We start from the raw sequence: 21,105 nt of genomic DNA on the forward strand, positions 1-21,105 counted from the left end.
GGTCGAAAAATATAATGTAACTTCCAATAAATGACTAAAACAATACTATTTTGTCGAGAGAAAGGATACGAAGTATGAAAGAAATGCTACAGTTATTTCGCAACAAAGTGTATGCACGTTTTTTTCTAGCAAATATTTTAGAGCGACTCGGTTCTATGATTGCTGGAATTTCTTTAATGTTTTATTTGCTAGATCAATACGGAAAACAACCAGTTTACGCAACGATGACACAAATTATGATTGCATTACCTGCATTAATCTTTTTTCTATTAGTAGGGACAGTAGTGAATCGTTTTGATAAACAACGTATATGTACAGTAAGTAACATATGTTGTTCGCTCTGTAATATTGGAATCCTAATTTCGCTTTATTACGGGATGATTATACTTGTCTTTATATTTTTATTTTTGGAAAATGCATGTATACAATTTTTCTCTCCATCAGAACAATCGATGATACAGGGAGTAGTTGAATCAGACCAATACGGTGCAGCAGCGGGTATTAATCAAATGGTAAATAGTTTGTATGCTTTGTTTGGTGTAGGAATTGCAACGATGGTGTACTGGACTTTTGGAATTTATGGGAGCATTTTAGTAAATACACTTACTTTTATTACGAGTGGTATTTTGATTCAAACGATCTCCATTCCAGAAAAAGTTCGTTTACCAAATGGTAGAACAAAATGGAAAGAAGTTAATTTGAAGATGTTAATAACAGAGTTTAAAGAAGGGATTAGGTATATATACCAAAATGAAACTTTAAAAAAATTACTTTTGGGATTTATCGTGTTTGGTTGATTATTTTTTGTTACGTGTTTATTCCAAGCTATTTTACTAAGTGGGAAAAAGCGAATTCAAGGTATGGTTGAAGATGTTTGTTTTTTCTGAATATTCTTTTTTGAAGGGGTAATAGTTATGTTGATGCGAACTGCTAAGTTTTTCTACTTTTTTCAACGTGATAATTTAAATCTGTTGGAAGAATATCCATGTCATAACCACTACGTAGGGCCTTTTTTTGTTCTTCAATTTTAATACTATCCAGGTCAGATGCTTTTGATTTAACCATTTTGACAGCCTGTTGTTGTCCAAGACCACGAATGTGCATACTAACAAGTAGTTCGAGGTCTAACTCTATAAAATCCGCTAGAACCCTATCTGATAACTCTGTAGCTTCAATTTTCAAATGTAATACTGATCCGTGTTTGTTATTTACTTTAAATTCATCTGGATAGGACTCAAAATCTATATTCTTTGGTGCAATCAAGTCTTTAGTTGTACCGCTACTTAATAGTTCTTTTGATAAATTCTCTAATTCTATATAGTGTTTAGAATTATTATTCAATAAATAATTAATGATCGATAATCTTTCAATTCCGTTTAGTTCCTCCACTCCTACGCCCAATGTTTTAAAGTGATCTCTGATATTTTCTTCGATACTTGCTAAACGTCTAACGGCATTATCATAAGTTTCATCTGTAATTGAAAAAACCAAGTACTTATTTCGGACAATACCATTATTTCCTTTTTGCCTTTGTTCCTCTAAGAATGAAAAGTATTCTTCCTGCATTGTTTCAAAATCTTCAATATTACTCATGCTTTTGCTGTACTCAAGTACTTCCTCATTCTCTTGACCATTCATGCGATAATTGATAAAGCAAAATTGAATTTTAATCGTGTCATCGAATGAGTTTAATAATGTACTATATTGTGCGAAAATCCTTTGTTTTATTTCGTCTTGTGATAATTGATACGATATATCCGAAAAGCGAATCATTCTGTTATATGTTTTCTGTCCAACATGACAAAACCCATTAGGATACATTTTGTTGTAATTTAATGTTTCTTGTGTGGTTTTTCTTATTGGCCGTTTTGAATCAATTAGTTTTTGCAACGCTTGAAACAGATTTAGTTTTTCTAACCTTGCGTTTTTCATTCATCATATTCCTTTCTGCTGCAACTTTAACGTTTCTTTTTGATACTTTAAAGTATCTCTTTTGTGGATTTAAATATTTATATTCTAAATACAGTTTGATCCACGTTTCAGCAGGCATACCATCTTTGGTAAAGATTGTAGCAAAAATTGCTGGGCATGCTGTAAAGAAAAGACCATATAAAGCAATATCTACACTAAAGCTTTTTAGTAAGAAAAATACTGGTAAACCTATTGCTAAAGCGATTGAAAATCCGATTAATTGTCTTTTAGTTAATCCAAAAAACAATTTAGATTTTATGGTCTTTAACTCTTTGGGAATAGATACAACGAAATTGTTATTCATTCTTATCTAACCCCCTTTTAAGTTGACTAGGCATATCTTTCAAAAATTTTAATTCCTCTATAAATAAGGCGTTGTGTACTACCTTTTTACTTGGGAAAATTATTTTTAGAAAGATAAGTATAAATGTAAATGTCCAAAGAACAAGTAGTATCATATTAAACACACCTAGTACACTAACAGTCTTTAAACCATCTGTAACAGTTTTTGATGTTGAATATTCGTATAAATCTTCAGCGTTACCTACAATTAAATGTATCTCAAACAATGTTATTATTAATGTTATTAGAGACATTACACCAAACGTAATTAATAACTTTTTATTTTTAGTGAACCATAGCTTCATCTACATTGCCCCCACTACAGATTTAGCAAGTGTATGTGTTCTAGTTAACGTGACTACTAGAATTGCCATTGAAACAATCATTAGCATTAATCCGTATAAACCAGTTCCTTCGGTAGTTATTAAGCTATTTGCCTTTTCAAGTAGTCCAGCGTATACAACTAGACAGACTAACATGAAATATCCCTGAAGCATTAGAGCCAATAAATTTTTAACGTATGATTGCCCTATGCTTCCAATCCAATCACGATTTAAAAATGTTGCAAATGGAAGTGGAGCAACTGAAATATAAAGCATAATTGTAACGATACGACTCCAAGCTACTAAATAGATAATCCCACTCATAACGAATGTTATGACTAAGGCAATACCTGAAACAAACCACATTGACATAGCAGATCCTACATCCCCCTCTTCTATTGAACCAACAATGTTCTCTTTTATAGAATCGGGAATCTTTAATGCCGAGGCTGGTACATGATTTGTTATCCATTTACCGAGATCAAAAGCGTTAGTTAACAATAAAATCATTGCGCTTGTTTTAATGATTAAAAACATTAATTGTCCCGTTTCAAAATCGCCACCACGATTTTTTTCAACAACTAGTTGATATAGCTCATAGCAAAACACATATGTTAAAATCAGCCCCGCAACGGGCAATATGGCGGTGTCAGAAATAATCCTCAAGTTATCGACAATCGTTTGGGAAAACTCTGTTGGCGTTTCTGAAACATTTGTTTGAACCGTATCCACGCTTTTTTGGAACAATTCAGTTATCATATCAAGGAAGCTCTTTGTACTCCCCATAAGCATATCAAAAAAGAAATTCGTTATACCCTTTATAATGTCGTCTAACATTCGTCCACCTCGTTTAATTCAAATCAACATAAACAAGTTTCTTTGTCTTATTTATTTTTTGAACGATTTTTAGTTGTAAGCTTTTATTTTTAGCGTATTTATTCGGAATCGCTAATAATATTTTTCCTGATTGTTCAAAAGTCGATTTTGCTCTATGATCGGTGGTAATATATCTTTGCTGGTATTCTAAAAATTCATTTTCACTAGCTAATTCACTTTCACCTATTACAAGACCTGAACCCTCGTTTAATAAATAGCCTTCATATGGATTACTTCTTGCTTTTTCATTTATTTCATGTTTCATATTAATGATTAGTAGTTTAAAATCACTTTTGAGGTTTAAATTTTTTTTACTTACATAATCGTTATACCGATCCCGAAAATCAAGTTCAGATGATTGGCCAAAATCTTTTATTTCAACATTAGTAATGCTACGAGTGAATGTAACTTTTTGCCCTTCAATTTTATAGTTGTTATTTTCAAAAATATTGACTGGCAAGTGTACAGATTCATTCTTTTTGACACTTTTTATTGGTGTCTCCTGGTGTTCTGTTACACGATTGTCCTTTAGCTCACTACAAGCTCCTAACAGAGAAACTGATACGAGTATGAATAAAGCCTTTTTGGTTATCCTCAGTTTCATAGCCTCCCATTCTCCGTCCTACCGCCTTGCGCTACGCTACAGTTGCTACACCCGTTGTTTGCAAACATTTCCCGCTCGCAAGCTCACGATAAATCTTCACAAACAACAGGTTCATGTACTGTCCTCTTTTTTCACCATAGACTCCTTAGCGTAATTACGATAGATTCGATTTCTTCTTTACCCTTAAGTGCTTTCATCTTCATATTCTCTGCCCATCAAATCGCTTCATAACTTGATAAAATGGATGATTCTCATCTAATACGTCCATAATATGAGAGCATATATAGGGGTTCTTTTCCATTTGTGTAAAGAACATTCGCAAATCAGCTAAAAATGCCTCTTCTTTTGGAAACATACGCAGATACAGTATCGTACTTGCTAAAAAATCCACCACCGTGTCTTTCCAAACAGTCGTCTGTTCCACAGCCTGATAAGCCTGACTAGAAACTACAAAATCTTCTGCAAATCGGTTTAACTCTTGCATTAAGTAGAACTTTCTGCCTCTCCCAGGTTTCCCAAGAATTATGTTATTTTTCTTCACTTCCGCTCCCACCTCTGGTAAAGTAAACGGATTGATGTACATCCCCTCTATACTTTGTGTCAAACGCATGTCCATATACCCCTTTCATCGTTTTATTTTTTTATATCGTTAGACAGAAATATAAAGTATTATTAAAAAACAGATTCATCTAAGTCCATATGAAAATCAAATATTTCCATCACTGCTTTAGGCACTTCTATAAAACTCGCAATGATTCGAATGTGACGGGCTTGTAGTTCTTCTAGCAATGCAACAAACTCTTTTGGGTTCTGATTATGCCACTTATTTCCTTCATCTATACATACCAAATCTGACTGTAAACATGCTTCTCGTTCTTTCACGCCCAATACTGCGGCATTCTGTAAAGAAAGACAAATGACTTCTACAGCGTCTACCTCCTCGCCATACGCTCGATATTCTCCATCTCCATCCAAAATCATTACTTTTATATTCTCTAGATTCTGATGGGATATGAACTGTTTCATGACCAACGTTTTTCCTTTCCCTACTCCGCCCTTAATTAGAACATTCTTATTTTCTGGAAATTCAGTGTTTTTATGGTGTATACCCTGTTCAAGGAGCATTGCTGTTAGTGTGTCAATTACCCCGTTCCTTATTTTATATCCTGAAGAGGCCAGTATCCTAAATATGTGATAAGATGGGTGATTCCCCTCCATTGATTTCATACATTCTGTTATATATTCCTCTTGTTTCTTTGCCTCTTGTAGAAAATCTACAGTTTGTTTTACATCCACGTACAAGAGTTCTCCACTCTTTTTTTGCATATACATCATACAGCCTGCTAATAATTCGACAGCGTATTCTCCCCAAAATCCTTCTCGTTCTCCTGGTTTAACAAAGGTTCTCGCAATTGCCATTGCCTGACTATATTCAGAAATAGCACTTCGATTCATTCCCATTCCTTCCCCAGATTTACCAACTACAAGTTGATTACGCCTCATTTTTCTCCCTACTTTCTATTTGTTATTGAAAATCATGTGTTTTCCCTACCGACCTAGCACTTTCTCGGTAAAATAAGAACAGCTTTGTGCAGAATAATTATCCCGATTATCAAATAACTCTCGGTAGTGCACCATTATGCCCATCCATTTTTCTTTTGAAATTTCCTGTGCTTCGGAATAACCGATTCCTACATCTTTGGCATACGAATCAATCGTCCATTCTATGGTGTACCCACTGCCTTCTAATAAACGTTGGTTTCGTTCAAATGATACAATGGCTTCTTTGTCAAACGAACATCTTACTAATTCTGTTAGGTAACAAGATTCTCCATTTTTTAAGAGAAGACGTTGATCTGTCAATTCCTTCCCATCAAACAATCGCTCCTGTCCGTTTTCATCAAATACTCGAAACAAAACATCCAGACTCATTGAGCTCACTTCTTCTCCTTTATACACAATCGGTTCGCTTGATATGAATACATAGTCATACCCTAATCGATATTTCACCACTTATACTTCATCCTTTCTTTGACTGCTTGTGGTTACTTTTGCTATATAAATGTTGGAATCTTTTCATCGTATTATCCCATTAATATATATGTTTAGTTTTCAAAAACCAGTAATTCCATTTGAATTTTGAATATTATTTACTATAATTAATCTAGAAAGTTAGTTAAATTTCATCTTTTGTAATCAATTACTATGAAGTTTCTTCTTCACGAACCCTATAGTAAGTCGGTATAAAAAAGTAGTCTACAGGTTTATTGAAAATAGCAGAGATCTTTTCTGCTCGTTCTGCATTCACTCCAGATTTTCCTTTTTCAATTGCATGTAATACTTGGGGTTTAATGTGTATTTTTTGGGAAAGCTTTTCTAAAGAAATTGATTTACTTACCCTCTCTTGGTATAACATAGTTAATTCAACCTCCTTTCTTTTGATTTAACTACATTGTACATCACTTCAAAAGTGAAATCAACTATAATTTAGTATTTTTTCAGGATGCATATCCAAAGTAGTTATCGATTAACCATTTTAGATGCACACCTTTATAGAATATTAATTAGAAAGGAATTGAAATATGAGTATTTTTGGTGCCCGTGTAAAAACGCTACGCTTAGATCGCGGATGGAGTATGAAACAATTAGGAGAGGAAATTAGTAAATTATCTGGATCTCCCTTACCTCAAACAACTGTATCTAATTGGGAGAATAAAGGTTCAGAACCTCCATATAATATTCTAGTTTTAACTGCTACAGCATTAGAAGTAAGTACAGATTATTTACTTGGCAAAACTGATGAACTACAATTTGAACAGCATATTTTAAAAGATGCTATACTAACACCTCCTGATTGCACAGAAGATATTGCAAACATAAATAACAATAGTACTGCATCTTTGCAAAACTTAATTCAAGAATTAAAACACGAACTAAATAATCTACCTATAAATAAAAAAGAGTCCATAGAAAACGACTTGAATGAATATTTAGAATTCTTGGGATATAAACAAGAGAAATTATTAGTTGACTTTAAAACATTTTCAAAATACATTAAATATCAAATAAAAAATCTCTAGTTATAACTAGAGATTTTTAAAATTTATATGATATTTGCTTTAAATAAAACCATAACTATTATTGATATCCTTCAATAATAGTTATACAATAGAACATATACATAAAAAACAACTATAATATAGTAAAAAAAACAAAAAACAAACCCTACCGCACACATTTTTAATTGGTAAATTCACTTTGGCCGGTGAACCAATTAAAAACCCGATTGAAGTAGGGGGTTTATCTTTTATAATTATACATGCTACATAACTATTATAGCATGTATAAATTATAATGTGAATAAAAACCTCTACTTTTCCAGCGTTTTTCTGTGCATTTGCGGCGGTAAAAAATAGGAGGTTTTTTCTATGGAAACTGGTTTTGAAAACATAACCGCTATGGATCTAACTAGCGATATTCATTTGGACAAACGAACTTTCAATACAAACATGAAATTCAGTAAAAAAAATAAAAAATCAAAATTCCTCATGCATGGACCAAAGTTTTTTAATGAGCTTCGTATATATTTAATCAAAAATAACGAGCTTGGAGAATATGCTTTGCCTTCATCAGCATTAGCCACTTATATTTTACTTCACTATAAGGTAAATGATTTAGGGCGACTTCCTCGCGATTTCAAACTATCTATTATCGCGAACGAATCCGATATCCCCTATACAACTATTCATACAGGTTTCCAAGCTTTACTTCATTCTGGACTTGTTAGAGAAATTTTTATTAACGGAAAAATTCCAGTGTATGAAATTTGCAACTATGCAAGATTAAATCGTACAGCAAAAGAAACAAAAGATAATGATGGAAAACTTTCATATTTTCGAATCCCTAACTTATTGTTAGAGACTTCTATTTTAAAAGAATTAGTTTCCCATCGTGACAGCAAAGGTATTATTGAATTTTTAGGATTATGTACCCACTTTACTCATCAACTTGAATATAGCAAAAATTCTGTTGAAGATTATAATTGCACCCGCAACATGGACGGCTTAAAGGAACGTTTAGGGCGTAATGCAAAAAAAGTTCGTAACTACATAGAGATTATTTCACCAATCTTTAAATTTGATGCTGCTGCAAAAAAGGTTAGAAACCCACGTAAAGGGCGGATAGCACGCATACGTGAAAAAATCCAACAAATTGTTATCACTCAATTTACAGTTAACATCAATTCTGCATGCGTTATTGAAAATGATCGAGCTGAAATTAGACAAACAGAAGCTAAAATGCGTAAAGAAGCAACAGCCCGTCTTGAATCCATTGGCATAGCATTAACCAATAAAGATCGTAAAGACATTGTTGTTTCTTATAAAGGAGAAGTATCACGAATCGCTACATATATTAAAAACAAACAACTTCGTGATGATTTTATGACGTATACCATGAGTTATGCAATGGATCAATGTGAAAGTTTCTTAGCACTTGGAGAAAAAATAAAATCAATCGGCGGCATGATACGAGCAAAACTGCGTGAATCGTTTGTGCCATGGGCGGAACGATATTTAGACGATGATACGCGTCATGCACTTGTACTGGAACTCATTTCTCATGATATAGATGTACCTAATGCATTCCGACTTACTTAAATAAAAAAAACGAATAGATTATAAGCCTTGTTCAAAAAAATTACTAAGGACAGGGCTATTTGTCATGTTGAAATAAAATAGACAATCTTTCTATTACCCTATAATTCTAAAAAACAGTAGGGTTATTTTTCATCCCTAACTGTTTTTTTATATTCCTGTATACTAGATTACGCTTAAATACTTGTGGAATTGTTAGTATATCTATAATTCAATTGTGTAAACCTTAGTATATTGTTATAAGATTTGTGTGAATCTGCATAATTTGTAGTTATAGTTATGGATAAGTTAGTATTCCGATTCGATTTTTCAGACAATTCATCTAACCTTAGAGCCACAAGAGTTTCCAAACTTTTCTTTTCAACTATATAGTATTTGTACCTTTTATATTATTATTGAAAACTTTTATATAGTGATTGAAATTATTACTTAATAAATGAATCTATACATAAACAAATGAAAAAATAATAAAAAATATATTTTTCATGCATTTAAGATTTTATAGGGAACTTTGACAAACCTCGTAGATAGAATTAAAACTTTTAGGGAAATTCCACTAGTTTTAGCGAAGGACAAGGGTTTTCATAATCCCCCCAGAATTGCTACAGCAACTCACGTAATCTTCAAATCTCAAATTAGGAGTTGATTGTATGAGTCAAGTCATCCCTTTAGAACGTTTACAACGTCCATTAAATAGTTCGGACGTTGTAAATAAGCTAAACATAACGCCGAGCACATTGCGGACGTATACGGGGCATTTCAGACGTTTAGGACATGCATTCCAGAAAAAGAATGGCCGAATATTGTATTCAACCCGTGATGTAGAGCTACTTAAACAAATGATGGAATTACATGAACAAAGTTTTGGGACAATTCCTGAATGTGTTTTAAACGTTTTAAACGTCCATAACAACGTTGTAAACATTTCAAACAATAGTGAGGACACAATAAACAACGTGGACAAACAAGCTAAACAACCTCAAGACACCTCTTCACCGATTGACACAGTAAATGAGTTAGTAAGAATCAGGAAGGAAATGGAGGAATTGCGGAAATATGTCGATGAAAGCATAAAAAAACGAGATGAGTTGTTGCTGCAAACACTACGGGAAGTATTGGAATCAAAGCAAAAGAAAAAAAAGAAGAAATGGTGGCAATTCTGGAAGTAATTCCTCTACTGTTTAATTGTGAAAATCAGAGTTTTTAAACAAAGAGTCCTAGATAGTTAGTATCTAGGACTCTTTGTTTTTGAAGTGTGTCGATCTATTTCGGGAATGAGTAAGTCCAAAGTCTTAATGTCTGCACTCAACAGATAAATATAGATAATACCACAGCCTTGTTCAAAAAATGGCGATAACGAAACTTTTAGTCATCATTAAGTGATTTAAAAGTAATTTATTCTGTTGTTTTTGTTATCTCTAAGAACGTTTTATCGCTAAATGCCACGTAGATAACTCGTTAACCACAAATTACAACCTTAATAAATACCTAAAAGTAATCTAAAAGTAATTATTTTGAGTTTTATTGATAACTTTATGATTGTATTACTCAGAAAAACATGATAAAATATCATTAAGGTATTAGTTAATGATTTTTTTGTAATCAATTAGTTTTTATATAGTTTTGTAAAAGAATTAAAATACTATTAAAAGGAGAGGTAAATATGAGTAATATATTTAACTTAAAAGCGGATATTGGAAATAGTAAAGTTAAGTTCAAAATTGAGGATAAGGTTCAAAAAGTTCCAAGCGTATACAAACGTTTGTTCAAACCTCTCACTCCAAGTGAAACTGACATCGAAAAATGTGTTGTGAATTTACTAAACGAATTAAATGTACATATTACAAGTTCTTCAATTAAACGTAGTGGCCAATTTCTTGTAGGAAAACGTGCTATGAATTTTGCTAAAGATACAACAACAATGGATATTGAAGAAGGTGGAAAACATGAAGACGATCTACCGATTATTCATTTAGTTAGTATCGTGGCTGCAAAAGCAATTCAGAAGGATTTTGGAGAAACTAGAAGTTTGCCAAAAACACTTGATGTAAAAGTAAATTTAACTACAGCTATTCCGGCTAGTGAATGGAAACCGGAACACGCTAGAGAGTTAGAAAAAAGATTTGTAGAAAAGTCACATATTGCAATCGTAGATGTTGCCGAAGAAAAGGTAACAGTAACAGTTGATTTTGAAAAAGTAACAGTAACACGCGAAGGGATTCCGCCATTATATCGAATGATTCGTGCGCTTGCTGACAACGATTATGAAATGTTTGATAGATATGTAGAGTTTTGTGAAAAAGAATTAAAATATGGTGAAGATAAAATTCAAAATTTATTGACTGTAGAAGTATTCTCTAAAAAGAAAATTCTTCATGCTGATATTGGTGATGGAACAACGGAATACATCTATACTGATGGATTAAATCCAATTCCAGATTCTTGTACTGGTGAACGAAGAGGGATTGGACACGCATTACTAGAGGCAATCTCATTATTACAAGACAAAAGACCAGGAGTTGGAGAACTTACTCGCCAACAATTTGCTGAAATTCTATTGAAAACAGAGCATAAATTCCATAAAGAAGCTAAAGAGTTTTTCTATGAAACACGCTTTGTACAAGCTGAAAATATTTTACGTGATATTCGTAATAAATACAGAAACAACACGGCTAGTGAAGCTGAAGTAATTGCAATTTATGGTGGTGGGTCAATCGCATTAGAGGATGACTTGAAACAGGAATTAGTTTCATTCTGTAAGAAAAACAAACTGGAATTGCTATGGATTCCAGCTGAATATGCTGTTGATATGAATATTGAAGGCTTAGATGTACTAGCAAATGAAGTGTTAGTTTAGGTAGGTGGTAAGATATGAAAACAAAAGGAAAACCAGAACAATATGGATGGAAACTAAAAAAAGTAAATGATCCGGATTTTTGGAAATGGTACGAAAACCAAGATAACATAGGTGACTCATTAGTGACTTTGGCACAATTTTTCATTAAGCAATATGGCACGTTAGATGTGAAAAGTTTTGAAGTACAACAAGCAATGCATAGAGATTTATTGATGAAAGATGAATTTTATCAAGAACTTCACCAAATGAAAGCTTTATTGCAAGGGAATACAGTTATGACCGTTCCTCAAATGACAGTTGAAAAGCCATCTGTTCAAAATGTTGAATCTTCAAAAGATGAACCAGTAGAAACAGAGAGTGCAAGTGAAGAAGAGACAAAATCAAAAGTGAAGCAAGAAACGGTGAAGGTAAATTTATTTAGCGGTGTAAATCCTCAAAATCTTATTTAAATAAATCTAAGTGAGGTGGCTCATATATACTTTTACATTTCGATATGATTTTGTAATATGTAGAACAAAAAGAAATACCATGTCGATTTATTTTAATCGAATCAAAACAATTAAACGGAACAGTAATCGGTCGTGATCCATATATGATTTATGTTCAGACAGATGATAAACGACTATAGATTTAATACCCGCTGAAAAGTTAGATTTAAAGGAAGTCAGTAGAATAACATCCGAGTGGGAAAAATCAAAAGAAGTAAAAAGACAACAATATGTATAAATACAAAATGGAGTGCTTATTTTTAGGTACTCCATTGTTCTATTTTGATAAAAAAAGGAGAAAAGAGAAATAACCATATTACAAATGTAATATGGTTATTTCCCAGGCTGTGGAGAAAGTCTTCTCCACAGCCTGTTTTTGTGTCTGAACCTCTTTTTATGTGTCAACACTGATAAAAAAGAGGAAAAGGAGAGAGTTTTTATGATGGGTGCTTTAAAAAATCATCGTGATGAACGTGTATCTGTTTCTGTAGAAGAGTTGGTTCCACAAGATCATTTCCTTCGTGCGATTGAAGCGACAATTAGTTTTGATTTTATTGAAGAGAAATTACGCCCTTATTACTGTGAAAACAATGGACGTCCGTCAATCCATCCTATCGTTTTATTTAAAATGATGTTTATTGGATATTTTTACGGTATTCGTTCGGAGCGTCAATTGGAAAAAGAGATTAAAACGAATATCGCCTACCGTTGGTTTTTAGGATTTTCTCTATCAGATACTATTCCAGATCATTCTACAATCAGTTGGAATCGCCGTACCCGCTTTATTCATACAAATATTTTCGAAGAAATTTTTGATGAGATCGTGAGGCAAGCGACAGAGCACCAGATGGTGGGAGGACGTGCGCTAATGACAGATTCTACGCACATTAAGGCCAATGCCAATAAAAATAAATTTGTACATAAATATAAAAAAGAAAAAGCAAAGTTTTATATAGATGAGCTAGAAGCTGCGGTAATCGAAGATCGTAAGGTACATGGAAAAAAGAATTAAAACCTAGAGAGGAAAGTGATACCCCTACCAAAAAAACTCGTATAAGTACAACGGATCCAGATAGTGGATTTTTAATGAGAGATGGAAAACCGAACGGTTTTCATTTCTTAGACCATCGTACGACTGATGCGAAGTACAATATTATTACAGATACCTATGTAACGGCTGGAAATATGGCAGATTCCGAGCCATATTTAGCACGCCTCCAAGCTCAAATTGATAAATTCGGGTTCAAAGTAGAAGCTGTAGCTCTTGATGCAGGCTATTTTACGAGCTATATCTGTAAGAAATTATCGGAGAGAAATATATTTATGGTGATGGGGTATCGCCGATTTGGAAAAAGAAATAAAGAAGTACCAAAAAGCCAATTTAAATATGTAGAAGAAATGAATGCATTCGCTTGTCCGATGGGGTGTATTTTAGAGTATGCGACAACGGATCGTGAAGGATATCGTCAATATAAATCGAAGCCAGAAGACTGCGCTGTTTGTCCGCTACGTGAGGTATGTTTTTCAAAGAAACAAAAACAAAAAGTTATCACTCATCATATATGGGAGAAATATAAGGATATCGCTAGAAAAAACAAACTAACAGTTACAGGGAAAAAGTTGTACAAAGTACGCTGTTCAACTATAGAGCGAAGCTTTGCAGACGCCAAAGAACTACATGGCTATCGATATGCTCGATTTCGAGGGCTGAAGTCTGTCCAAATACAGGCTTATCTCACCGCAGCTTGTCAAAACATGAAAAAAATAGCCCTCCATCTGACCAAAAAAGGTCTGGTGGAGGGCTATTTTTTTGAAACTCTATTATTTTATGTTGTTTTTATTCGCTAAAATCAAAATGATTACAGAGTGTTGGGAACCCCTAAAGGGTTTCCTAACACTCTGAGAAATAACCATATTACAAATGTAATATGGTTATTTCCCCTTTTGTGAGTAATACTCTCAGCCAGTATTGCCATGTGCATAACTAATTACAGCACTACTAGCTTGTTGGACATCAAATCCGATTGAAGAATTTCCAATTGTAAAAATACCTATTGCGATAAGGCATACTAAACTTAATTTTAAGATCTTCATTTTGCCACCTCTTTGCTAATGATTTTTTCTTTTGCCTGATAAGTTAAATGGAAGTATGTGCTAGATTTTTCGAATTGTGTATCGTTATGAAACTTAAGAGCTAAAATTTCGTAATATTCTTGAATATACTCCCATAGTTGTTCTTGCTCAAAGTACTCCATTCCTGCTAAGATGTTTTTTTCTAAAATTTCAGTTTTATCTCCGTTGCATAAGTTATCAAGAATTTCAAAGTGGTATTGGTATTCCAGTATCTCTAATTCTTTGCAAATATGTAGACCTCTTTTTATAAGCTCTGATGCAATGTCTGTTTCTCCTAATATTAGGCGTTGCTTAGCTTCAACAAAAAGTGCTCTATAGTTACTTGACATTTTTTCATTTACTTCAGATAAATAACGAACTGCCAAGACAGATTGTTTTTGTTCAGCATACATTAAACCCAAATTTTGACGGGCAATTAATATATCCCTTTCGTTACCGAATGAACGAAATAAGTCTATTGCTGTGAGGAAATATTCTTCTGCCATCTCAAATTCGTTTAAGTGAGTGCAAGCTAATCCTAAAAGATTATTACAATAGGAAATTTTTAATTCGCAATCAGTGTTATTAATAAATATATCCTTGGATATATTTGCGTATTTTATGGCAAAAAGAGCTTGGTGAATATGATAATGAAAAATAGCTAAATTATAATAGAATTCAGCTTTTTCAAGATCATCAGGAATGTGTATTAGTAGTAATTCAGCTTTTTCATAATGCTCTTTTGCTAAATTATAGCTTCCAACTGCATTAGAGTGAATGGCTTTAAAAAAGTGGTAGTAATATGCTAGGTAATCTTCTCTTGGAGTGTCGAAACCTTCGATTTTGTCAAAACTATTTTTAGAAATACCCATGTTATTAATTAGATATTTATGACGGAAATTAAGAAGTGAGTAATAAAATAATAAATCTTGATTGTTTTGTATATTACTAATTTGACTCTCGATTTCTTTTTTTAAACGATTAGCATTGCCACTATTCCTGGAACGAATTTGTAAATACCATTCATTAAGTAATTCAGTAAGTTGTTCATTCCCCTTTAGTTGAACGTTCATATAATCCTCCCATCACCCTAATAAAGGGAATATTCTTATAATATCAGATAACAAATTTACTCATATTGATAAAATCTATTTTTCAATATTTTTCAGAAAATTCAGTTTTATAATTGATGATACCAATTCTATAAAGTGGTATATCCATCTTGATGGAAAGTTAGTTCATTCCTTTTTAAAATTTTGTCATGTTAGAGCCAATTCGTCCGAGTGTAAGAAAAAATAAGATGAAAAGTAGCACAAATTTAATAATTGCAAATGAAATGGTAACGGTGAATATCAATAACTTTAAAAATGTTCAAGTGGTGTGGGATTACTTGTTTACAATTATTCGCTGCAATTCTATGTATAATCTGTTTAGGTGCGCTCCCTCGATTATTTAAGGGATTACAAATTGATTTAATTGGTTTTTGGAACACGATTGTGTTTATTGGAGGAAAGTTACTCCAACCTTGGGAAATTACATATGGATTTCGAGATTCGAGGAAATTATTTCCGCAAATATGGATTCATTATTTAGAGACAATGTTTGTATTTATTTCGGCATTTTTACTGTCATTACTTATTGCGTATGTTCTCGTTGTGTGGGTATTACAACGGTCTCAATCAAAGCAACGAATGTGGAATGGGATTTTTGTTGTACTTGAAAGCATCCCAGATATTTTAATAATTTTATTATCGCAACTTCTAGTCGTAATAATCTTTCAAAAGACAGGCTTTATGCCAGTAAAACTAGCGGGGATTGGGGAGGAAAGGGCTCGCCTATTGCCAATAATATGTCTAACTTTGCCTACAACACTATTATTTATTAAGCTACTACTATTACGTTTCAGAGAAGAATTAGAGAAAGATTATAGTATATTTGCTAAAAGTAAAGGGCTTAGTTTACGACATATTTTAACAAATCATATTTCAAGAAATGTTTTGTTAACAACAATCTATTATGCAAAAACAAATATTTTATTTATGTTATCAAATTTGTATATTATTGAATGGATATTTAATACGTACGGTATGTTTGTTTTTGTAAAAGAAAATTCGAAATTAGAAATATTTACAGTAAGTTTAATTATATTATACGTACCGCTTTTTATACTATTTCGTTTATTACATACGTTTTTACAAAATGTAATAAAGGAGCGTGTTTAGCATGTGGCAAGTTGTAAAAAGAGATGTGAGATTTTGGTTTGGTGTTACTTTTTTAAGCGTACTTATGATTGTTAGTATTGGAAATACTTTATTTTTCGATGGGAATATCCGTGAACTTACGATGATGTATAACGAAAAAGGAGAACTAGAGGCTGCTCCATTTTCACCGTCGAATAAATTTTGGTTCGGTAGTGATGAGAAAGGACGCGATCTTTTCCAGCTAATAATAGAAGGAGCGAAATGGACAGTTGGTGCGAGCGTAATTATAGCGATTCTACGAGTTATAGTTGGAGGAGGTATTGGTTTGCTTCTTGGTATGTATAGCAAACGTTCTTTTCCAGTTATAGCATCTTTTTTTGATCCGTTCAGCATTGTACCTATGGTTATGATTTCTTTTTTTGTGTTAAAGGAAGTTTTAGTGTTTGAAAATGGGACAGTACCAGAGCCGTTTCATTTAAGGGTAATATTTCAAATGGTTATCCTTACGTGTTTAGCGGTACCAACAATTATGTTATATACAGCGCAGGAAGTCCGTCGGATAAAAAGAGAAGAATTTATGATGGCAGCAACTGTGCTTGGGGGCAGTAAATGGCATAGAGTGAAAAATCACGTATGGCCACACGTATTACCATCATTTTTTTTACTTGTTGCTCAACAATTTGTGAGTACTTTATTACTTCTCTTGCATCTTGGCTTGTTAGAGTTATTTTTTGGTGGAACAATTATCTTTGGTACAGAGGCAGATAGTGTAACAAAAGAATGGACCGGCCTAATTGGTCAAAACTTCCGTCATTTAACTACTCATACATGGATTGTACTTATACCGATTGCTTTTTATAGTATGACAATTTTAGCTGGAAATCTAATTAGTAATAGCATGCAAGATGCGATTAAGTTAGGAAATGTGAGAAAGCTAGAGAGGGAAAGTAAAGAATTACAAGTAGAGAAACAAGTACAACCAACTATGAATGACTTTTCTTTTTATAGAGAGATACAAAAATAAAAAAGATAGCTGAAGACAAATTGTTTTCAGCTATCTTTTTTCGTTTAAAGTGGAGGTAAATCAATCTTACCTTCTTCAAATAATTCTTTTATCATATGCTTCGTATAACCAGCGGCTTGACCAAATGTGATTTTTGCTGGCATTGGTGCTTCGTTAGCATCTACAACTACATCAATAATACACGGTTTATTTTGTTTTACTGCATTTTCGAAAGCGGGAAGGAGTTCATCTAAATTCTCAACACGGTATCCAATACCTCCACACGCCTCTGCATATTTTGCAAAATCAGGGTTCGTTAAATCTGTTTCGAATTCGATATTACCCATAACTTCTTGCTCGAATTTAATCATCGCAATTTTATTATTGTTTAATACGACGACAACGATTGGCAATTTATATTTTCCAGCTGTTACGAAGTCATTCATCGTCATTCCAAATCCGCCATCACCACAAACTGCAAATACTTGTTTATCCGGGAATGCAATTTTTCCAGCAAGAGCACCAGGTAAACCGCAACCAAGTGTTGCGAGCCAGCTAGAAATGACAAATTGCTGGTTTGTCATACGGAAGTGTCTTGCGGTCCATACTGTTACATTTCCGACATCGACTGATAGAATTGCGTCATCATGTGCTACTTGCTGCAGAGCATGCATAACGCGTTGTGGTTTAATTGGAATGGAAGAGTCTTCTTCTTGATCGTGTAATTTTTCTTCCCACTTTTTCATCATTTCTTGGTGATGTTCTAAGAAGGAATGGTCTGTGTGTTCTTCAACATTTTCAATTAACCATCGTAATGTTTTATCAGCATCACCAGCTAAACCAATATCTGTCGCATAACGTTTCCCGATTTGGGCAGGATCTGTATCGATATGAATTGTTTTTGCTTTTTCAGGTAAGAAGCCGGTGAACGGATAAGAAGTACCGACCATAATTAAAGTATCTGCATGCTTCATTGCTTCATAAGAAGGTTTCGTTCCAATTAATCCTAATCCACCAATACAAAGAGGGTGTTCATCAGGAATAATTCCTTTAGCTGGTAATGTAAGTACGATTGGAGCACCAATATGTTCTGCCAATGCAAGTAAAGATTCTCTCGCATGTTTTGTTCCTTTTCCAGCTAAAATCACAGGCCTTTTCGCTTCATTTATTGCGAGTTTCGCTGCATCTAAATCGTTTTTTTGTGGAAACAACTCAGGCAAAGTAAAAGAAGTATTTGTAACACGGGCACCATTTTTTACTTCGAATTTAGGGACATCATCTGGAATTGTAAGAACGGATACACCTTTTTTCGTATAAGCCATTCGAATTGCTTGATTCACTACGGCAGGTAGTTGCTCTGCTGACATAATACGCTGGTTATAAACCGCAACATCATCAAACATTCTTTCTAAATTTACTTCTTGGAAAAAGTCCGTTCCAAGTAAATCGGTTTCTACTTGACCTGAAATTGCTAGAACAGGGGCTTTATCGAGTTTCGCATCATATAAACCATTTAATAAATGAATAGCACCAGGTCCTGCAATTGCCATACAAACGCCAAGTTTTCCTGTTAATTTCGCATAGGCAGCCGCTGCTAATGCACCAGCTTCTTCATGGCGAACTTGAATGAATTTAATTTTATCTTGTTTTTTTCTTAAAGCTTCAATGATAGAATTAATGGAATCTCCAGGCATGCCGTATATGTGTTCTACTCCCCAGTCAATTAATAAATCAACTAATGCTTCACCGGCTGTTTTCCCAAACATAATTGTTCCTCCTTATAATAGGTAGATAACATTATGTTTTGGAAAAATAGGAAAAATATACAAATAAGAAAATTTATCTGGTTATTTGTAATCCAAGAATCAGTGTGGGAGGAACAAAAGTTTCACTTTAGCAACTTTAATGATGACCAGCGAATAAAGTGAACACTGTTATTAGTAAAAAACCACTAGTTGCCCACATTAGAAATGTAAGGAAAGAGAGCTGTTTCTTAGCTTTCCAAAGCATTTCATGAATTGTGACATATCCAAGTGAACCAATAGCACTTCCCATAATGAGGCCTTGCAGGTGAAGAGCTTTTCCTTCCATCAAAATGCCAAAAACTGTGCCAGTACCGAGAATAAGAGAAAGTAATAAAGTTGTTAATAAAAAGGAAATATATTTATGTTTTGTAAAAAGAAATGGAATAATTAAAGCTAATCCTTCTGGAATATGGTGAACGACGATTGCTATTAAAAAGGGAATGGCAGAGTCATTATGATTTATAAAAGCTGTACCTAACGCAAATCCACTCGGTATATTATGAATAAATATAGCGAAAGAGAGAAAAAGAAAGGTTTGCCATGCTTGTTGATCTTTTTTATGTATCATTGGATGGTGACAATAGTTATCTAATAAGCCCATAACTAAAATACCGATAGCTATACCAAGTATAGGTCCAATCATTTCATAGCTTGAAAATGTTTCAGGAATAATTTCAAGTGACAATAACCCAAACAAAATACCGCCACATAATGCGTATAAACGATGCATCTTTTCTTCAATGAGTTGGCGTGTTGCTACTCCAACAGCACCGCCTAATAGCAATCCACCGAACGAAAAAAATGTTACAATCATTGGGATCCATAAACGTTCCATAGTATCACACTCCGATTCTATTCCCTTATTTTTAGCTTACGAAAAGAAAAGTTAGATTAGTCCAAGTAATTGTGTTTGAGTATAGAGAAAAAAGTAGTGATTCGTTATAATCTATATATTAAACTTAAGTGAGGAAATGAAAAGGGGAATTGGTTATGCAACAAATTAAAAAAATAGGAAACTCATTTTGGTATATGACACCTGTTTCTGAAACAGATAGACCTATATTAGGAATGGTTGTTGGAAAAGAAAAAACGTTAATGATCGATGCAGGGAATTCAGAAGAACATGCGCAATTATTTTTAGAAATGTTAAAAGAACAAAATGTATCAAATCCTGATTTTGTAGCACTAACGCATTGGCATTGGGATCATATTTTTGGATTATCTGTATTACGGAATGCATTAACTATTTCGCACGCTGAAACGAAAAAAGAAATGCAGACAATAGTATCTTATGAATGGACAGATGAAGCGTTGGATGCACGCGTAAAAGAGGGTACTGAAATTGAATTTTGTGCGGATTGCATCAAGAAAGAGTTTGAAAAAAAAGCGAGAAATATTAACATTATTCCTCCGGCCTTAACGTTCCAGGATCAAATGGAATTAGATCTTGGTGAGGTGACATGCGTGTTAAAACATGTGGGCGGAGATCATGCATATGATTCAGTTGTTATGTACATAAAAGAAGAAAAGATATTGTTTTTAGGGGACTGTATATATGCAGATATTTTTTCCTCGAAGTGGAACTATACGACGAAAAGAACGTTTGCATTAATAGATGAATTAGAAAAATTTGATGCTGAGACATATATTCTTTCTCATGGGGAAGCGATAAATCGAGAGGAGTTTTTACAAGAGATTCGCATGTTAAAAGCAGTAGGAACTTATACAGAAGCTCATAAGGGCGATGAAGAGAAGATAAAGGCCGCGTACAAACAAGAACTAGATAGAGAATTAAATGAAGATGAGTTAGAAACAATAACGTATTTTGTCAATGGTTATGAAATGAATAATCTGTAAGACACTACATT

General features: G+C 33.4%; 22 protein-coding genes and 1 pseudogene. 10 read left to right on the top strand and 13 right to left on the bottom strand.

Translation table 11 applies throughout. The features are described from left to right. Window positions 1-65: 65 nt before the first annotated feature. Window positions 66-794 (top strand): annotated as a pseudogene (locus V6946_RS11910) (MFS transporter); the annotation flags it as partial. Window positions 795-930: 136 nt separating this feature from the next. Here V6946_RS11910 and V6946_RS11915 read toward each other — a convergent pair. The 9 genes from V6946_RS11915 to V6946_RS11955 form a co-directional block, all read right to left on the bottom strand. Beyond that, entirely contained in the window at window positions 931-1,932 is a 1,002-nt protein-coding gene (locus tag V6946_RS11915) for a hypothetical protein (RefSeq protein WP_406622317.1), read from the bottom strand. Then, window positions 1,874-2,275 (bottom strand): PrgI family protein, encoded by a 402-nt coding sequence (locus V6946_RS11920; RefSeq protein WP_006919461.1) that lies wholly within the window; start codon window positions 2,273-2,275, stop codon window positions 1,874-1,876. The genes V6946_RS11915 and V6946_RS11920 overlap by 59 nt, the downstream gene beginning before the upstream one ends. Next, window positions 2,268-2,618, bottom strand: coding sequence for a hypothetical protein (locus V6946_RS11925; protein WP_006919459.1), 351 nt, complete (start codon window positions 2,616-2,618; stop codon window positions 2,268-2,270). Before V6946_RS11925 ends, V6946_RS11920 begins: the two co-directional genes overlap by 8 nt. Further along, entirely contained in the window at window positions 2,619-3,473 is an 855-nt protein-coding gene (locus tag V6946_RS11930) for a VirB6/TrbL-like conjugal transfer protein, CD1112 family (RefSeq protein ID WP_366982276.1), read from the bottom strand. 13 nt (window positions 3,474-3,486) lie between these two features. Further along, window positions 3,487-4,116: a hypothetical protein gene (locus V6946_RS11935; protein WP_366982277.1), complete on the bottom strand. Its 630-nt coding sequence runs from the start codon at window positions 4,114-4,116 to the stop codon at window positions 3,487-3,489. A gap of 199 nt (window positions 4,117-4,315) precedes the next feature. Continuing rightward, entirely contained in the window at window positions 4,316-4,726 is a 411-nt protein-coding gene (locus tag V6946_RS11940; RefSeq protein WP_006919454.1) for a hypothetical protein, read from the bottom strand. 62 nt (window positions 4,727-4,788) lie between these two features. Continuing rightward, complete coding sequence (locus tag V6946_RS11945; RefSeq protein WP_006919452.1) at window positions 4,789-5,619, bottom strand: ATP-binding protein; 831 nt, start codon at window positions 5,617-5,619, stop codon at window positions 4,789-4,791. Window positions 5,620-5,664: 45 nt separating this feature from the next. Continuing rightward, window positions 5,665-6,129, bottom strand: a complete 465-nt coding sequence (locus V6946_RS11950) for a hypothetical protein (RefSeq protein WP_006919450.1) — start codon at window positions 6,127-6,129, stop codon at window positions 5,665-5,667. A gap of 190 nt (window positions 6,130-6,319) precedes the next feature. Then, window positions 6,320-6,532 (bottom strand): helix-turn-helix transcriptional regulator, encoded by a 213-nt coding sequence (locus V6946_RS11955; RefSeq protein WP_006919448.1) that lies wholly within the window; start codon window positions 6,530-6,532, stop codon window positions 6,320-6,322. A 166-nt stretch (window positions 6,533-6,698) separates the two neighbouring features. Here V6946_RS11955 and V6946_RS11960 point away from each other — a divergent pair, with 166 nt between their 5' ends. The 6 genes from V6946_RS11960 (at window position 6,699) to V6946_RS11985 (ending at window position 13,964) form a co-directional block, all read left to right on the top strand. Then, the gene (locus tag V6946_RS11960) at window positions 6,699-7,196 is read left to right on the top strand and encodes a helix-turn-helix domain-containing protein (protein WP_366982278.1); all 498 of its coding nucleotides are present in this window, start codon (window positions 6,699-6,701) and stop codon (window positions 7,194-7,196) included. 348 nt (window positions 7,197-7,544) lie between these two features. Next, the gene (locus tag V6946_RS11965; RefSeq protein WP_006919444.1) at window positions 7,545-8,774 is read left to right on the top strand and encodes a hypothetical protein; all 1,230 of its coding nucleotides are present in this window, start codon (window positions 7,545-7,547) and stop codon (window positions 8,772-8,774) included. Between the two features lie 647 nt (window positions 8,775-9,421). Beyond that, window positions 9,422-9,940 (top strand): MerR family transcriptional regulator, encoded by a 519-nt coding sequence (locus tag V6946_RS11970; protein ID WP_006919442.1) that lies wholly within the window; start codon window positions 9,422-9,424, stop codon window positions 9,938-9,940. Between the two features lie 494 nt (window positions 9,941-10,434). Further along, window positions 10,435-11,628: a ParM/StbA family protein gene (locus V6946_RS11975; RefSeq protein WP_006919440.1), complete on the top strand. Its 1,194-nt coding sequence runs from the start codon at window positions 10,435-10,437 to the stop codon at window positions 11,626-11,628. A gap of 14 nt (window positions 11,629-11,642) precedes the next feature. Then, the gene (locus V6946_RS11980; protein ID WP_006919437.1) at window positions 11,643-12,077 is read left to right on the top strand and encodes a hypothetical protein; all 435 of its coding nucleotides are present in this window, start codon (window positions 11,643-11,645) and stop codon (window positions 12,075-12,077) included. A 478-nt stretch (window positions 12,078-12,555) separates the two neighbouring features. Beyond that, window positions 12,556-13,964 (top strand): IS1182 family transposase gene (locus V6946_RS11985; protein ID WP_097822430.1). Its coding sequence is split into 2 segments (ribosomal slippage): window positions 12,556-13,117 and window positions 13,117-13,964, totalling 1,410 coding nucleotides; the frame shifts between segments, so codons are not numbered across the junction. Window positions 13,965-14,075: 111 nt separating this feature from the next. Here V6946_RS11985 and V6946_RS11990 read toward each other — a convergent pair. Both V6946_RS11990 and V6946_RS11995 read right to left on the bottom strand, forming a co-directional pair. Next, on the bottom strand, window positions 14,076-14,210 hold the full coding sequence (locus V6946_RS11990; RefSeq protein WP_006919435.1) for a hypothetical protein: 135 nt from the start codon (window positions 14,208-14,210) through the stop codon (window positions 14,076-14,078). Continuing rightward, window positions 14,207-15,301 carry a Rap family tetratricopeptide repeat protein gene (locus V6946_RS11995; RefSeq protein WP_033692099.1) on the bottom strand — a complete coding sequence of 365 codons (1,095 nt, stop codon included), beginning with the start codon at window positions 15,299-15,301 and terminating at the stop codon, window positions 14,207-14,209. The genes V6946_RS11990 and V6946_RS11995 overlap by 4 nt, the downstream gene beginning before the upstream one ends. A 294-nt stretch (window positions 15,302-15,595) precedes the next feature. On the opposite strand from V6946_RS11995, the gene V6946_RS12000 reads away from it, so the two are divergent. Next, the gene (locus V6946_RS12000; RefSeq protein WP_406622318.1) at window positions 15,596-16,450 is read left to right on the top strand and encodes an ABC transporter permease subunit; all 855 of its coding nucleotides are present in this window, start codon (window positions 15,596-15,598) and stop codon (window positions 16,448-16,450) included. A 1-nt stretch (window position 16,451) separates the two neighbouring features. Next, window positions 16,452-17,453, top strand: coding sequence for an ABC transporter permease subunit (locus V6946_RS12005; RefSeq protein ID WP_000267878.1), 1,002 nt, complete (start codon window positions 16,452-16,454; stop codon window positions 17,451-17,453). A gap of 44 nt (window positions 17,454-17,497) precedes the next feature. Here the strand turns inward: V6946_RS12005 and V6946_RS12010 are convergent, their stop codons facing one another. Together V6946_RS12010 and V6946_RS12015 are read right to left on the bottom strand one after the other, a co-directional pair. After that, complete coding sequence (locus tag V6946_RS12010) at window positions 17,498-19,198, bottom strand: pyruvate oxidase (protein ID WP_366981957.1); 1,701 nt, start codon at window positions 19,196-19,198, stop codon at window positions 17,498-17,500. A gap of 136 nt (window positions 19,199-19,334) precedes the next feature. Further along, entirely contained in the window at window positions 19,335-20,072 is a 738-nt protein-coding gene (locus V6946_RS12015) for a ZIP family metal transporter (protein ID WP_000440615.1), read from the bottom strand. Between the two features lie 155 nt (window positions 20,073-20,227). Between V6946_RS12015 and V6946_RS12020 the strand changes: the two genes are divergently transcribed. Then, complete coding sequence (locus V6946_RS12020; RefSeq protein WP_006918609.1) at window positions 20,228-21,094, top strand: MBL fold metallo-hydrolase; 867 nt, start codon at window positions 20,228-20,230, stop codon at window positions 21,092-21,094. The last annotated feature ends 11 nt before the right edge of the window (window positions 21,095-21,105 follow it).

It is taken from the genome of Bacillus sp. PPSBB_2 (genome assembly GCF_045291115.1).
GTDB lineage: Bacteria > Bacillota > Bacilli > Bacillales > Bacillaceae_G > Bacillus_A > Bacillus_A cereus.

Coding starts and splice junctions, on each gene's coding strand:
- V6946_RS11935 (WP_366982277.1), bottom strand. CDS start 4,116: ATGAAACTGAGGATAACCAAAAAGGCTTTATTCATACTCGTATCAGTT.
- V6946_RS11915 (WP_406622317.1), bottom strand. CDS start 1,932: ATGAAAAACGCAAGGTTAGAAAAACTAAATCTGTTTCAAGCGTTGCAA.
- V6946_RS12000 (WP_406622318.1), top strand. CDS start 15,596: ATGTTCAAGTGGTGTGGGATTACTTGTTTACAATTATTCGCTGCAATT.
- V6946_RS11965 (WP_006919444.1), top strand. CDS start 7,545: ATGGAAACTGGTTTTGAAAACATAACCGCTATGGATCTAACTAGCGAT.
- V6946_RS12005 (WP_000267878.1), top strand. CDS start 16,452: ATGTGGCAAGTTGTAAAAAGAGATGTGAGATTTTGGTTTGGTGTTACT.
- V6946_RS11945 (WP_006919452.1), bottom strand. CDS start 5,619: ATGAGGCGTAATCAACTTGTAGTTGGTAAATCTGGGGAAGGAATGGGA.
- V6946_RS11925 (WP_006919459.1), bottom strand. CDS start 2,618: ATGAAGCTATGGTTCACTAAAAATAAAAAGTTATTAATTACGTTTGGT.
- V6946_RS12020 (WP_006918609.1), top strand. CDS start 20,228: ATGCAACAAATTAAAAAAATAGGAAACTCATTTTGGTATATGACACCT.
- V6946_RS11920 (WP_006919461.1), bottom strand. CDS start 2,275: ATGAATAACAATTTCGTTGTATCTATTCCCAAAGAGTTAAAGACCATA.
- V6946_RS11980 (WP_006919437.1), top strand. CDS start 11,643: ATGAAAACAAAAGGAAAACCAGAACAATATGGATGGAAACTAAAAAAA.
- V6946_RS11970 (WP_006919442.1), top strand. CDS start 9,422: ATGAGTCAAGTCATCCCTTTAGAACGTTTACAACGTCCATTAAATAGT.
- V6946_RS11955 (WP_006919448.1), bottom strand. CDS start 6,532: ATGTTATACCAAGAGAGGGTAAGTAAATCAATTTCTTTAGAAAAGCTT.
- V6946_RS12015 (WP_000440615.1), bottom strand. CDS start 20,072: ATGGAACGTTTATGGATCCCAATGATTGTAACATTTTTTTCGTTCGGT.
- V6946_RS11960 (WP_366982278.1), top strand. CDS start 6,699: ATGAGTATTTTTGGTGCCCGTGTAAAAACGCTACGCTTAGATCGCGGA.
- V6946_RS11975 (WP_006919440.1), top strand. CDS start 10,435: ATGAGTAATATATTTAACTTAAAAGCGGATATTGGAAATAGTAAAGTT.
- V6946_RS11995 (WP_033692099.1), bottom strand. CDS start 15,301: ATGAACGTTCAACTAAAGGGGAATGAACAACTTACTGAATTACTTAAT.
- V6946_RS11940 (WP_006919454.1), bottom strand. CDS start 4,726: ATGCGTTTGACACAAAGTATAGAGGGGATGTACATCAATCCGTTTACT.
- V6946_RS11930 (WP_366982276.1), bottom strand. CDS start 3,473: ATGTTAGACGACATTATAAAGGGTATAACGAATTTCTTTTTTGATATG.
- V6946_RS12010 (WP_366981957.1), bottom strand. CDS start 19,198: ATGTTTGGGAAAACAGCCGGTGAAGCATTAGTTGATTTATTAATTGAC.
- V6946_RS11990 (WP_006919435.1), bottom strand. CDS start 14,210: ATGAAGATCTTAAAATTAAGTTTAGTATGCCTTATCGCAATAGGTATT.